This window comes from Microlunatus spumicola (genome assembly GCF_039536445.1).
Taxonomy (GTDB): domain Bacteria; phylum Actinomycetota; class Actinomycetes; order Propionibacteriales; family Propionibacteriaceae; genus Microlunatus; species Microlunatus spumicola.
In genome coordinates this window covers 1,548,211-1,560,526 of the sequence record NZ_BAAAYR010000001.1, presented here as the reverse complement: position 1 = coordinate 1,560,526, position 12,316 = coordinate 1,548,211, and the positions used below count along the sequence as shown (strand labels likewise).

The following is a 12,316-nucleotide window of genomic DNA, read 5'->3' as shown; positions in this document are numbered from 1 at the left end:
CGCGGGCGCCCGCCGCACGCCGTAGCGTTCGGCCCACGCCCGACGACCCTGTGCTGCGTCGTCGGACGACCCTCAGCGCCGCCGCTGGCGGCACGGAACAGGAGCACACCATGAGCAAGAGCACCGACCTGGGCCTGCTGGCCCTGCGCCTCGGCTTCGGCGCGGCTGCGGCCTCGCACGGCGCCCAGAAGCTGCTGGGCTGGTTCGGCGGCTACGGCATCGAGGGGACGGGCGGCTTCTTCGAGTCGGTCGGCTTCACGCCCGGCAAGCGGAACGCGACGCTCGCCGGCGTCGCCGAGATGGGCGGCGGCCTCGCGGTCGCCCTCGGCCTCGGCACCGGCCCGGCCGGCGCCGCGCTGACCGGCAACATGGTCGTCGCGTCGTCGTTCCACGGCTTCGAGAAGTTCTACGCCGCCGACGGCGGGCCCGAGCTGCCGCTGGCGTACGCCGCGGTCGGCACGGCCCTCACCCTCACCGGTGCCGGCCGTTACTCCCTCGACGCGGTCACCGGCCACGTGCTCGACAAGCCGTGGATGCGGGCCGTCGCGTACGTGGGTGCCGTCGGCGCCGCGGCGGCGGTCATCGTCGCCCGCCGCAACGAGCTGGCCAACCGGCCAGCGCCCGAGGTCGTCAGCGAGACGACCATCGACGAGGCCGAGTCGCCCAACGACCCCTCCTGAGGCTCGGAGCATGCCCGAGCAGGATGGTCACCGCGGCCTAGACTCGGCCGCGTGACCGTCCTGCTCGGCCTGCCCGGCCTGCGTACGACCCGCCCCGGCACGGACGCGCAGCGTCGGCTCGCGGACGCGTACGGGCGGGTCGCGGCCGACCTGCGGCTGTCCCTCACCGACCGCTGCAACCTGCGCTGCACCTACTGCATGCCCGCCGAGGGCCTGGACTGGATGGCGCGCGACGAGCTGCTCGACGACGACGAGATCGTCCGGCTGGTCCGGATCGGCGCGGAGCGGCTCGGGATCACCACCGTGCGGCTCACCGGCGGCGAGCCGCTGCTGCGCAAGGGCCTGGAGGGCCTGGTGGCCCGCCTGGCCGCGCTCGACCCGGCCCCGGTGCTCGCCCTCACGACGAACGGCATCGGGCTCGCCTCGCGGGCCCAGGGGCTCAAGGACGCCGGGCTGGACCGCATCAACGTCTCGCTCGACACGCTGGACCCGGAGACGTTCGCCACGCTCACCCGCCGCCGTCGGCACGCCGACGTGCTGGCAGGCGTCCGCGCCGCCCGCGCCGCCGGGCTGGACCCGGTCAAGATCAACGCCGTCCTCATGCGCGGCGTCAACGACCACGAGGCGCCGTCGATGCTGCGCTGGGCGCTCGAGGAGGGCGTGCAGCTGCGGTTCATCGAGCAGATGCCCCTGGACGCGCAGCACGGCTGGCGGCGTACGGAGATGGTCACCGCGGCCGAGACGCTGGCGCGGCTGCGGACCGAGTTCTCCCTCGTCGTCGACCCGGCCCACGCCGCCGCCCGGGGGAGCGCGCCCGCCGAGCTGTTCCGTGTGGTCGGGACCGACCAGACCGTCGGCGTGATCGCCTCGGTCACGCAGCCGTTCTGCGGGTCCTGCGACCGCGTCCGCCTCACGGCCGACGGTCAGATCCGGACCTGCCTCTTCGCGCGCGAGGAGTCCGACCTGCGCGTGCTGCTGCGCGGCGGGGCCGACGACGCGACGATCGCCGACGCGTGGGTCACGGCGGTCGCGGGCAAGCAGCCCGGCCACGGCATCGACGACCCGAGCTTCCTCCAGCCGGACCGGCCGATGTCGGCGATCGGCGGCTGACCGCTAGTCGGGGCCGGGCGCCTCGTCGCCGAGGGGGACGACCTCGCGCAGCATCCCGCGCGCCGACAGGTAGTCGCTGAGCGTCGGGGTGTGCTCGTCGCACGCCAGCCAGTGCTTACGCCGTTCCGGCGTGTGGATCTTGACGTTGTTCCACCGCACGTCCGTCGTCGCGGCCGCGGTGCAGCCGCGGGCGGAGCAGACCAGGTCGACGGGCGGCAGGGCGGTGTTCGAGAGGCTCACGCCGCCCAGTATTTGCGACGGTCCGCAACGGGCTCGTGCACGCGGCCCTGGTCGTCCACGATGACCTCGCCCTCGACGTACGTCGTGGCCGGTCCTGCCGTCAGCTGCTTGGCGTCGTCGGGGGCGCCCCGACGGACGACCTTCCTGAGGCCCTTGGTGTTCGCCTGGTTGGCCAGCAGCACGGCCATGTAGGGCAGGAAGAGGGCCCCGGCGAAGAGGACCCACTGCAGCCACCCGTGGGCGAAGATCACCGCGACCAGGAAGCAGACGGTGCGGAAGGCCATCGTGATCGTGTAGCGCCGGACCCGCTGGGACATCTCCGCGCTCGTCCCGGGGCGGGCGTCCGTGATGTTCGTCGCGCCCGCGGGGATGACCATACCCAGACATTACGTCCGCGGGGGCCCCGCGGTTTCGGGCCGCAGCGAAGAGTTCCCGGCAGCCGGGGTCGAGGCCCAACCGTTACCGTGCAGCCGTGACGAACGCTGCTCCTGACGACGCCGCTCCCGAGACCCCTGCCGCGGAGGACCCCGCCGCCCAGAGCTCCGCGCCCGAGACTCCCGCCCCCGAGCCGGGTCGGGTCGCCCTGGTCACGGGCGGCAACCGCGGCATCGGCCGCGTGATCGCCCAGCGCCTGGCGGCGGAGGGCTACCGCGTCGCGGCCACCCACCGCAGCGGCGACGTGCCCCCGGGGATCCTCGGCGTGCAGTGCGACATCACCGACACCGAGCAGGTGGACGCCGCCTTCGCCGCGGTGGAGTCCCAGCTGGGGCCGGTCGAGGTGCTGGTCGCGAACGCCGGCATCACCCGCGACACGCTGATCATGCGGATGAGCGAGGACGACTGGGACGCGGTCATCGAGACGAACCTGACCGGCACCTTCCACGTCGTGCGCCGGGCCGCCCGGCCGATGGTCCGGGCGCGTTCCGGCCGCATCGTGCTGATCTCGTCCGTGGTCGGGCAGCTCGGTTCGGCGGGCCAGGTGAACTACGCGACCTCCAAGGCCGGCCTGGTCGGCATGGCCCGCTCGCTCGCCCGCGAGCTCGGCGGCCGCGGCATCACCGCGAACGTGGTCGCCCCGGGCTTCGTCGAGACCGACATGACCGCCGTCCTCGACGAGAAGACCGTGGCGGGCTACAAGGCCCAGATCCCGCTCGGCCGGATGGGCCGGAGCGAGGACGTCGCCGCGGCCGTCGCGTTCCTTGCCGGGCCGGGCGGCGCGTACGTCACCGGCGCCGTCATCCCCGTCGACGGTGGCCTCGGGATGGGCCACTAGGTCCGCTCCCGCGGCACACCGTCCTGACGGAGGCACACCGTCCTGACGGAGGCACACCGTCCTGACGGAGGCACACCTTTCTCGCCGAGGCACACCCTGCACGGTGTGCCCCCGTGAGGACGGTGTGCCTCGGAAGCCAGGGTGTGCCGACCTGGAGGGCGTACGCGTCGGCTCGACGGACCGCGTAGGTGCCCGGCGGCCGGGAGCGTTCTGCCCGGACGGGGACCGTAGGGCAGGATCGACCCTCATGGGCATCCTCGACGGCAAGACGATCTTGGTGGCCGGCGTCACCCTCGACACCTCCATCGCGTTCTCCGTGGCGCGGGTGGCGCAGGAGCAGGGCGCGACGGTCATCGTCTCCAACTTCGGCCGGGCGATGAGCCTGACCAGGCGGGTGATCCGCAAGCTCGACCCGGAGCCGGTGCTGCTCGAGGTCGACGTGACCAACGAGGAGCACCTCGCCGGTCTCGCCGACCAGCTGCGGGAGCACACGGACTCCCTCGACGGGCTCGTGCACTCGCTCGCGTACGCGAACCCCGAGACCGCGCTCGGCGGCAAGTTCCTCAGCACGCCCTGGGACGACGTGGCCAAGGCGCTGCAGGTCTCGGCCTACTCGCTCACCTCGCTGACCATGGCCTGCAAGCCCGTCCTGGCCAACCCGGCCTCCGTGGTCGGGCTGACCTTCGACGCGACCGTGTCCTGGCCGGTCTACGACTGGATGGGCGTCTCGAAGTCCGCGCTGGAGAGCACCAGCCGCTACCTCGCCCGCTACCTCGGCCCGGAGGGCGTCCGGGTGAACCTGGTCGCGGCCGGCCCGCTGGAGACCCTGGCCAAGAAGGCCATCGGCGGGGCAGACGAATTCAACACGGTGTGGGGCTCGCGGGCCCCCCTCGGCTGGGACCCGCGCGACCCGGAGCCGACGGCCAGGGCCGTCGTCGCCCTCCTGAGCGACTTCTTCCCCAGCACCACCGGCGAGATGATCCACGTCGACGGCGGGCTGCACTCCACCGGTTCCTGACGGTCGGCGTCCGACCTCGCCCACGGCCGGGTGGGGTCAGGCGCCCGGCGCGGGCAGGTGCTGGGTGATGAACAGCGCCGCCCGGTCCAGCGCCTGACCGGCCTCGTCGAGCAGGCCGGTGAAGGCCTGGAAGACGTGCGGCACGCCCGCGACGACGTCGAGCGTCACGTCGACGCCGGCCTCGACCGCCCGCGCGGCCAGCCGCGTCGAGTCGTCGAGCAGCATCTCGTTCGTGCCCACCTGCAGCAGCAGCGGCGGGAAGTCCGTGAGGTCGGCGAGCGTGGCTGGGCTGAGCAGCTCCGTGGCCGGGTCCTGCCCGGCGAGGTAGAGCGCCGCGGTCTGGTCGAAGCCCTCGCGGGTGAAGAACGGGTCGAGCGCGGCCTTGGTCGTCATGCTCCGGCCCGTGCGGGTCAGGTCCAGGCCCGCGGAGAAGGCGACGACCGCCGCGGGCGTCGGCAGCCCGGCCCGCCGCGCGGCCAGGCACGTGGCCACCGAGAGACCGCCGCCGGCCGAGTCGCCGGCCAGCACGACGGTCGCGGGGTCGACGCCGTCGTCCAGCAGCGCGCGGTAGGCCGCGAGCGCGTCGTCGGGCCCGGCGGGGTAGGGGTGCTCGGGCGCCAACCGGTAGTCGACCGAGAACGCGCTGACGCCCGTCCGCACCACGAGGTTCGCGGTGAGGGTGAGCGCCGTCGTGGGCGACCCCATGACGTACGAGCCGCCGTGGAAGTAGAGGAGCGTGCCCGGACGGCCACCCTCCTCGGGCTGCACGTGCAGGGCGGGCCGCGGGCCGAGCGTGGTCGGGTCCGCGCGGAAGCCGCTCGGGACCCCGAGCGACGCCATCAGCCCCGCGAACCCGTCGCGCAGCTCCTCGAGGGTGGGCGGGACGGCGGGCTGCGGCTGACGGAACCGGGCGTCGAGGGCGACGCGCTGCTGCTGGGTCATGAGAAGGTCTCCTCGTGGATGGATTCCCAGACAGCATATGCCGTGGCATGTAAATCGGGGGGCGGGTCGGCGCTCGCGCAGGTCTTCGACGACCTCGTGCGTACCGAGACCCGGCTCTACAACCACCTCAACGACCGATTGCGGCAGGCCCACGGCATCGTCACGTCGCAGTTCGAGCTGCTGCGCCACCTCCGTGCCCACCCGGGGACGCGGGTCGCGGACATCGCGGAGACCTTCGCGATCGGGATCGGCGCGACGAGCAAGAGCCTCGACCGGCTCGAGCGCAGCGGCTGGGTGCGGCGCACACCCAACCCGGCCGACCGGCGCAGCTCGCTGATCGAGCTGACCACGGAGGGTGCCCGGCTCGCAGGAGAGGCCGACGTGACCTTCACCCGGGAGCTCGCCGCCCTCCTCGGCGACGCGTCGTCGCCGGACGACCTCGTGGCCGCCGGTGCCTTCCTCGCCCGGCTCCGCGCGTCGCTGGAGGCCGGCCGGGTCGGCGTCCCCACAGGCTGACCCAGCCGGCGGACCTGTCGTCCGGCTGAACGAGCGCTCGTACGGGTGCCACTGACCTCCGCGCTCCGCGCCGTCCGGCCGGCGTCCGCCTGAACGCCCCTGCGGGTCCGCGACCGCCCGCTGGCAGAGTGCGTGCTCCGGACGGCGGGAGGAGCGGGGCGATGGGCGTGGCCGAGGAGCTGCTGGCGGGTCTGCGGAGGGCCGCCGCCCGCGTCGGGTCGGGCCTGACGGCCTGGTCCGGCGAGGCCGGTCAGGCGCAGGACGGTCGGACCGACGACGAGCAGGCCGGCGGGGACGGGCACCTCCCGACGGAGGACCGGTCGCTCTTCACGCCCCGGGTGTACGGCGACCCGGCCAAGCTCCACGTCGCGGAGACGGCCGTGGTGAACGACGCCCTGTTCAACCTGTCCTCGGGCGAGATCACGGTCGGGGAGTGGGCGTTCTTCGGCCACGGCGTGTCCGTGCTCACGGGCACGCACGACTGGCGGGTCTTCGGAGCCGCGCGCCAGACCGCCGTCCCCAAGACCGGCAACGACGTCGTCGTCGAGGAGGGCGTCTGGGTGTCCAGCGGCGCCACCCTCGTCGGGCCGTGCCGGATCGGCGCGAACGCCGTGGTCGCGGTCGGGGCCGTGGTGCTGGGCGACGTCGCGCCGTACACGATCGTGGGCGGCGTCCCGGCCCGCGTGCTCCGGGAGATCCCGCACGACGGGGACGAGCCGGACGGACCGCGGGACGTGGCGGGAGCACCCACCGGCGGCGACGCGACGACCGCGGAGAGCGGCGCGTGAGCCCCGTGGACGGGATCGAGGCGCAGGTGCGCGCGCTCGCCGACCGGGTCCGCGAGCTCGAGGCGGAGGTCGGCACGCTCCGCGCGGAGGCGGCGGCCCGGGAGGGCGGCCGGGAGGACGACACCGGCCCCCGGTTCGCCGCGGTCTACGCGCAGTTCGCCGACCGGTTCCGGGGGTCGCGGGCCGAGGTGACCGCCAAGCTGCGGCCCTACCTGGTCGACGTCGGTCTCGTGCTCCGGGCGGAGGAGCCGGGACCCCGGGTCCTCGACGTGGGCTGCGGGCGGGCGGAGTGGCTGACGCTGCTCCGCGACGAGGGGATCGCGGCGCGCGGCGTCGACGCGAACGCGGACTTCGTCGCCGCCGGGCGGGAGGGCGGCCTCGACGTCGTCCAGGCCGACGCGGTGGCGTACCTCGCCGGGCTCGAGGAGGGTTCGCTGGACCTCGTGACGGCCTTCCACCTGGTCGAGCACCTCGGCACGGAGACGCTGCTGGCGCTGTTCGAGGCGGCCCGGCACGCCCTGCGGCCGGGCGGGCGCCTGCTGCTGGAGACGCCCGACCCGACGAACCTCACGATGGGCGCCTGCAACTTCTACCTCGACCCGACGCACCGGTCGCCGATGCCGCCCGCGCTGACGTCATTCCTCGTCGGGGCCAGCGGGTTCAGCGACGTCGAGGTCCGCAAGCTCCACCCGGACGACTCGCCGCTCGACCCGGAAGCGGGTCCGCCGACCCCGGTCGAGGCGCTCGTGGTCCGGGCGCTGCGTGGCCCGCGCGACTACGCGGTGCTCGCCGTACGGCCGTGAGCCGGCGCTAGACCTCGGGCCAGCCGGCGGCGGCGCAGAGGGCCTGGCCGGCCGCGGTGCGGACGACCCGCAGCTCGCGGGAGCGCACCTCGGCCTCGTGCAGGGTGATCGCGGCCCCGTCATTCGTCAGGGCCTCGTCGATCGCGGCGAGCAGCCGGGCGGCCCGGTCGGCGGCGAGCCGGGCCCGCGGCGGGTAGCCGGGGGCCAGCGCCGGGCCGTGGTCGAGGCGCGGCCGGGCGCCGGACGCCACGTCGAGGTGGGTCAGCGTCGTCGCGGCCCGCAGCACCGCCTCGCTGAGCTCGCGCTCGGCCTCGTAGAGCGTCGGCGGCGCGAACGGCCGCGCGGCGGCGTGCACGCGCCACTGGACGGCCTGGCCGACGCGCTGCGGGACGAGGGCGATGCCACCGCTCGCGGCGACGGCGGCCTCGCCGGCGGCCAGGGCCGCGGTGTTGAGGTCGACCGGACCCCGCAGCGGCCCGAGCGCGCCGGGCACGGGCAGCGCGAGCAGCCAGCGGTCGGGCTCGGCCTCGAGCAGCCGGCCGAAGCCCTCGTCGAGCTCGGTCGCCCGGAACGGGTCCAGACCGAGCAGACCGTCGGGGTCGACGAGGTGGTGCGCGACGTCGGGACCGATGACCTCGGCGGCCGCGCGCTCGGCCGCGAGCTGCGAGTGCAGGGCGGCGTTGAGGTTGACGACGAGCCGTAGCGACACACGGCATCCCGGTGGCAGGGGGGCGTCCACGCCCCACACCGTACGCGGGCGGCGGAGCCGGGGGCGGGCGTTCCGACCGGTAAGGAAAGCGCTCGACTCTGTGCACATCTGCCGACCGGTAGGGTCGCGACGTGGCTGCAGTCGTCGATCTTGCCGGGGTTGGGGTCGTCCGGGGAGGCGCGGTCCTGCTGGACGACATCAACTGGACCGTCGACGAGAGCGACCGCTGGGTCGTCCTGGGGCCGAACGGTGCGGGCAAGACCACGCTCCTGCAGCTGCTCGCGGCGCAGATCCACCCGACCACGGGCGTCGTCGGCCTGCTGGACGAGGTGCTGGGCACCGTCGACGTCTTCGAGCTCCGCCCGCGCATCGGGCTGACCTCAGCCGCCCTCGCCGAGCGGATCCCGCGCTCCGAACGGGTGCACGACGTCGTGGTCTCCGCCTCGTACGCGGTCGTGGGTCGTTGGCGCGAGGACTACGACGAGCTCGACCATGAGCGGGCCGACGAGCTGCTGGCCTCGCTGTCGATCAGCAACCTGGCCGACCGGACGTTCGGCACGCTCAGCGAGGGCGAGCGCAAGCGCGTCCAGATCGCCCGCGCGCTGATGACCGACCCCGAGCTCCTGCTGCTCGACGAGCCGTCCGCCGGGCTCGACCTGACCGGGCGCGAGACCCTGCTGCGCACGCTCGGCACGCTCGCGTCGGACCCGTACGCCCCCGCCTCCGTCCTGGTCACGCACCACGTCGAGGAGATCCCGGTCGGGGTCACGCACGTGCTGCTGCTGAAGCAGGGCCGTGTCGTCGCCGCCGGGCCCGTCGGGACGACGCTGACCGCGCAGCGGCTGGGGGAGACCTTCGACCTCGAGGTCGAGCTCACGTCGCGCGGCGGCCGATGGTCGGCGCGGGCCCTCTGAACGCGTCGCACCCGCCCGCGCTCGGCCCGGCTGGCACCATGGAGGTCCACGCAGGAGCAGGAGGCGCACGGTGAACCTGACGGACTGGCTCGGCGACCACGGCTGGGCCCTGTGGCTGAGCCTGGCGCTGCTGCTCGCCGTCGCGGAGGTCGTGTCGCTCGACCTCGTGCTGATCATGCTCGCGGTCGGTGCCCTCGCCGCCGCCGGTACGGCCGCGATCGCCCCCGACCTGTGGGTGCTGCAGATCCTCGTCGGCGCCGGCGTCAGCGCCGGGATGTTGATCTTCCTGCGCCCGAGCGTGCTGGCCAAGGTCCGCGCGACGCCCGGCTACCGGTCGTCGACCGACAAGATGGTCGGCAGCAGCGGGATGGCCACGACGCAGATCGACCGCGGCAGCGGCGAGATCAAGGTGGACGGGCAGACCTGGTCGGCGCGCACCTACGCGTCCGACGTGATCATCGAGCAGGGCACCGAGATCGAGGTCTACGAGATCGACGGACCGATCGCGGTGGTCTACCCCAAGTACGGCGAGATCGCCTGACTCGTCCGACCGGCCTGACCGGCCCCCGCTCCGGGGGCGCGTGACACCGCTCGGGGCACACTGGACTCCAGGACATCTTTCGTCCCAGGAGGAATCAGACCGTGGACAGCACTTCCCTGATCGTCGCCCTCGTCATCGCGTTGGCGGTGATCTTCATCCTCGCCAGCTCCATCCGCGTGATCCGCCAGCAACGGGTCGGGATGGTCGAGCGGCTCGGTCGCTTCAACCGGACCCTCGAGCCCGGCCCGCACCTGCTCATCCCCGTGCTCGACAAGGTGCGCTACAACCTCGACATGCGCGAGAACGTCATCCCGTTCCCGCCGCAGGGCGTGATCACCGAGGACAACCTTATGGTCGGGATCGACTCGGTCATCTACTTCCAGATCGTCGACCCGGAGCGCGCCGCGTACGAGGCGCAGGACTACGTCAAGGCGATCGAGCAGCTGACCCAGACCACGCTCCGCAACATCATCGGCGGGCTCGACCTCGAGCAGACCCTGACCAGCCGCGAGGAGATCAACCAGAAGCTGCGTGTCGTCCTCGACGAGGCGACCGGCAAGTGGGGGATCAAGGTCAACCGCGTCGAGCTGCGGGCCATCGAGCCGCCGCCCACGATCCGCGACGCCATGGAGAAGGGTGCGCGCGCCGAGCGCGACAAGCGCGCCGCGATCCTCATCGCCGAGGGCCAGCGCCAGTCGAACATCCTCTCCGCCGGCGGTGAGAAGGAGTCCGCGATCCTGCGGGCGCAGGGTGACCGCGAGGCTGCGGTGCTCCGCGCCCAGGCCGACCGGCAGGCCCAGATGCTGCGGGCCGAGGGTGAGGCGCAGGCCATCGGGACCGTGTTCAACGCGATCCACGCCGGCCAGCCGGACCAGGCGCTGCTGTCGTACCAGTACCTGCAGATGCTGCCGCAGCTGGCGAAGGGCGACGCGAACAAGATGTGGATCGTCCCCAGCGAGCTGAACGACGCCCTCAAGGGCCTCGGCGGGGTCGTCAACCAGGCCATGGGTGGCGGCGCCGGCGCGCAGGGCAACGGCATCCCGGCCGCGGCCAGCGGCACCTTCACCGCTCCGGCGAAGATCGACGTCCAGGCGGAGATCGAGCAGCAGTCCCGCGAGGACGAGGAGGCGTCGCGCCGGACCGTCGCCGAGGCGATCGCCGCCGCGGCGGAGCTCGAGCGCCCCGGCGTCCGGGCGCACGCCACGTCGAACAGCAGCGGCAGCCCGACCGGCGGCACGCCGGCGGTCACCGACGGGCGGGAGAACGCGACCGCGCCCACCGGGTACGAGGCCGCGGTCGGGACCGGTGCCTCCACGTCGCCGGACAGCGTCGAGCAGGCGGCCGAGGGTCAGCCCCGCTAGTCCCTCTCCACACTCCACCCTCTGCGCCGTCCGGGCTCCTGTCCGGGCGGCGCAGACGTGTCCGGGCAGGCGCGACGGTCGGCTAGCGTGCAGCGGTGACCTGGCCCGACCTCCTCCTGGTCGGCCTCGCCGGGGTCTGGGCGGGGTTCATCAACACGGTCGTCGGCTCCGGCACCCTCATCACCTTCCCCGTCCTGCTCGCCCTCGGCGTGCCGCCCGTCGTCGCCAACGTGTCGAACACGATCGGGCTCGCGCCGGGCTCGTTCGCCGGGGCCTGGGCGATGCGGCCGGAGCTCGCCGGCCAGCGCGCCCGGATCCTGCGGCTCGGGCCGCTCTCGCTGGTCGGGGGCGTCGCCGGCGCGATCCTGCTCCTCGTCCTGCCGGCCTCGGCCTTCGCCGCGATCGTGCCGGTGCTGATCGGGATCGGCTGCCTGCTGGTCCTGCTGCAGCCGGCGCTATCCCGCCGGGTCGCGGCCCGGCGTGAGCGCGCGGGGGTCCCGGTCGCCGGTCCTCCCGGCGGTCCGCTGTGGCTCGGGGCCGGGGTGCTCGGCACGGGCGTCTACGGCGGCTACTTCGGGGCGGCGCAGGGCGTGCTGCTGCTCGGGCTCCTGGGCATCGGGCTCGACGAGCCGCTGCCGCGGATCAACGCCCTCAAGAACGTGCTGGCGATGCTGGTCAACGGCGTCGCCGGGATCGTCTTCATCCTCGTCAGCGACGTCGACTGGCCGGTCGCGATCGCCATCGGGATCGGCGCGGTGCTCGGCGCCCAGCTGGGCGCCAAGGTCGGGCGGCGGCTGCCGCCCACGGTCTATCGCGTGGTGATCGTCGCGGTCGGCGTGGCCGCGATCGTCAACCTGCTGCGCTGAGGTTCAGCCGACCTGGCGCAGCAGCATCACGTGCACCCCGGGCAGCTGGGCCAGCCGGGCGCCCGGCAGCAGGAGCTTGCTGCCGCGGGTGCCGCTGCCGACGACGACCCACGGCTGGTCCACGACCGCGTCGTCCACGAGGACGGGCCACTCCGACGGCAGCCCGACCGGGGTGATGCCGCCGTACGCCATCTGCGAGCGTTCCGTGGCCTCGGCCATGGGCGCGAAGGAGATCTTGCGGACCCCCAGCTGGTGGCGTACGGCCTTGTTGACGTCAGCACGGTCGGTGGCCAGGACCAGGCACGCGGCCAGCGTCGTGGTCTCGGCGCGCCGCCCGCTCACCACGACGCAGTTGGCCGAGGCCTCGAGCGGCACCTCGTACGCCGCGCAGAAGGCGGCCGTGTCGGCCAGGTCCTCGTCGATGGCGGCCACGAAGCAGTCGGCCGCCCAGCCGGGGTCGGCGTTGCGGAGGGTGTCGGCGGTCGGCGCCGCGACGAGGTCGAGCTGCTCGAGGGCGGGGCGCCAGGGCAACGTTCCGAGGGTGGGTGCGGGCAC

General features: G+C 73.9%; 15 protein-coding genes and 1 pseudogene. 11 read left to right on the top strand and 5 right to left on the bottom strand.

Features of this window, described 5'->3' with window-relative positions; translation table 11 throughout:
- The first annotated feature begins 110 nt into the window (after positions 1–110).
- Together ABD665_RS07130 and moaA are read left to right on the top strand one after the other, a co-directional pair.
- Positions 111–680 carry a DoxX family membrane protein gene (locus tag ABD665_RS07130; RefSeq protein WP_204911594.1) on the top strand — a complete coding sequence of 190 codons (570 nt, stop codon included), beginning with the start codon at positions 111–113 and terminating at the stop codon, positions 678–680.
- A gap of 60 nt (positions 681–740) precedes the next feature.
- Entirely contained in the window at positions 741–1,790 is a 1,050-nt protein-coding gene (gene moaA, locus ABD665_RS07125; RefSeq protein WP_344741946.1) for a GTP 3',8-cyclase MoaA, read from the top strand.
- A 3-nt stretch (positions 1,791–1,793) separates the two neighbouring features.
- Here moaA and ABD665_RS07120 read toward each other — a convergent pair whose 3' ends face one another.
- The gene (locus ABD665_RS07120; RefSeq protein WP_344741604.1) at positions 1,794–2,030 is read right to left on the bottom strand and encodes a hypothetical protein; all 237 of its coding nucleotides are present in this window, start codon (positions 2,028–2,030) and stop codon (positions 1,794–1,796) included.
- On the bottom strand, positions 2,027–2,407 hold the full coding sequence (locus ABD665_RS07115) for a DUF3099 domain-containing protein (RefSeq protein ID WP_204911595.1): 381 nt from the start codon (positions 2,405–2,407) through the stop codon (positions 2,027–2,029). Before ABD665_RS07115 ends, ABD665_RS07120 begins: the two co-directional genes overlap by 4 nt.
- A 206-nt stretch (positions 2,408–2,613) precedes the next feature.
- Here ABD665_RS07115 and ABD665_RS07110 point away from each other — a divergent pair, with 206 nt between their 5' ends.
- Together ABD665_RS07110 and fabI are read left to right on the top strand one after the other, a co-directional pair.
- The gene (locus ABD665_RS07110) at positions 2,614–3,303 is read left to right on the top strand and encodes a 3-oxoacyl-ACP reductase FabG (protein WP_204914050.1); all 690 of its coding nucleotides are present in this window, start codon (positions 2,614–2,616) and stop codon (positions 3,301–3,303) included.
- A gap of 247 nt (positions 3,304–3,550) precedes the next feature.
- Positions 3,551–4,321, top strand: coding sequence for an enoyl-ACP reductase FabI (fabI, locus tag ABD665_RS07105; protein ID WP_204911596.1), 771 nt, complete (start codon positions 3,551–3,553; stop codon positions 4,319–4,321).
- Positions 4,322–4,357: 36 nt separating this feature from the next.
- On the opposite strand, the gene ABD665_RS07100 is transcribed toward fabI, so the two are convergent.
- On the bottom strand, positions 4,358–5,263 hold the full coding sequence (locus ABD665_RS07100; RefSeq protein ID WP_204911597.1) for an alpha/beta hydrolase fold domain-containing protein: 906 nt from the start codon (positions 5,261–5,263) through the stop codon (positions 4,358–4,360).
- A 42-nt stretch (positions 5,264–5,305) separates the two neighbouring features.
- On the opposite strand from ABD665_RS07100, the gene ABD665_RS07095 reads away from it, so the two are divergent.
- The 3 genes from ABD665_RS07095 to ABD665_RS07085 all read left to right on the top strand — a co-directional run bounded on the left by ABD665_RS07095 (position 5,306) and on the right by ABD665_RS07085 (position 7,370).
- The gene (locus ABD665_RS07095) at positions 5,306–5,779 is read left to right on the top strand and encodes a MarR family transcriptional regulator (protein ID WP_204911598.1); all 474 of its coding nucleotides are present in this window, start codon (positions 5,306–5,308) and stop codon (positions 5,777–5,779) included.
- A 161-nt stretch (positions 5,780–5,940) separates the two neighbouring features.
- Positions 5,941–6,567, top strand: coding sequence for a hypothetical protein (locus ABD665_RS07090; RefSeq protein ID WP_204911599.1), 627 nt, complete (start codon positions 5,941–5,943; stop codon positions 6,565–6,567).
- Positions 6,564–7,370: a methyltransferase domain-containing protein gene (locus ABD665_RS07085; protein ID WP_204911600.1), complete on the top strand. Its 807-nt coding sequence runs from the start codon at positions 6,564–6,566 to the stop codon at positions 7,368–7,370. The genes ABD665_RS07090 and ABD665_RS07085 overlap by 4 nt, the downstream gene beginning before the upstream one ends.
- 7 nt (positions 7,371–7,377) lie before the next feature.
- On the opposite strand, the gene ABD665_RS07080 is transcribed toward ABD665_RS07085, so the two are convergent.
- Entirely contained in the window at positions 7,378–8,079 is a 702-nt protein-coding gene (locus ABD665_RS07080; RefSeq protein ID WP_204911601.1) for a hypothetical protein, read from the bottom strand.
- A 131-nt stretch (positions 8,080–8,210) separates the two neighbouring features.
- Here ABD665_RS07080 and ABD665_RS07075 point away from each other — a divergent pair, with 131 nt between their 5' ends.
- The 4 genes and pseudogenes from ABD665_RS07075 to ABD665_RS07060 all read left to right on the top strand — a co-directional run bounded on the left by ABD665_RS07075 (position 8,211) and on the right by ABD665_RS07060 (position 11,761).
- On the top strand, positions 8,211–8,993 hold the full coding sequence (locus ABD665_RS07075; protein ID WP_204911602.1) for an ATP-binding cassette domain-containing protein: 783 nt from the start codon (positions 8,211–8,213) through the stop codon (positions 8,991–8,993).
- Between the two features lie 70 nt (positions 8,994–9,063).
- On the top strand, positions 9,064–9,534 hold the full coding sequence (locus ABD665_RS07070; RefSeq protein ID WP_344741597.1) for an NfeD family protein: 471 nt from the start codon (positions 9,064–9,066) through the stop codon (positions 9,532–9,534).
- Positions 9,535–9,734: 200 nt separating this feature from the next.
- A pseudogene (locus ABD665_RS07065) lies at positions 9,735–10,721 on the top strand (SPFH domain-containing protein); the annotation flags it as partial.
- Positions 10,722–10,990: 269 nt separating this feature from the next.
- A complete protein-coding gene (locus ABD665_RS07060) occupies positions 10,991–11,761 on the top strand; it encodes a TSUP family transporter (RefSeq protein ID WP_204911603.1) in 771 nt (256 codons plus the stop codon).
- A 3-nt stretch (positions 11,762–11,764) separates the two neighbouring features.
- On the opposite strand, the gene ABD665_RS07055 is transcribed toward ABD665_RS07060, so the two are convergent.
- Positions 11,765–12,316 carry a YbaK/EbsC family protein gene (locus tag ABD665_RS07055; protein ID WP_204911604.1) on the bottom strand — a complete coding sequence of 184 codons (552 nt, stop codon included), beginning with the start codon at positions 12,314–12,316 and terminating at the stop codon, positions 11,765–11,767.

What these genes read in the sequence shown, in the direction of transcription:
- ABD665_RS07130 (WP_204911594.1), top strand. Translation starts at nt 111, where the DNA reads ATGAGCAAGAGCACCGACCTGGGCCTGCTGGCCCTGCGCCTCGGCTTC.
- ABD665_RS07115 (WP_204911595.1), bottom strand. Translation starts at nt 2,407, where the DNA reads ATGGTCATCCCCGCGGGCGCGACGAACATCACGGACGCCCGCCCCGGG.
- fabI (WP_204911596.1), top strand. Translation starts at nt 3,551, where the DNA reads ATGGGCATCCTCGACGGCAAGACGATCTTGGTGGCCGGCGTCACCCTC.
- ABD665_RS07100 (WP_204911597.1), bottom strand. Translation starts at nt 5,263, where the DNA reads ATGACCCAGCAGCAGCGCGTCGCCCTCGACGCCCGGTTCCGTCAGCCG.
- ABD665_RS07090 (WP_204911599.1), top strand. Translation starts at nt 5,941, where the DNA reads ATGGGCGTGGCCGAGGAGCTGCTGGCGGGTCTGCGGAGGGCCGCCGCC.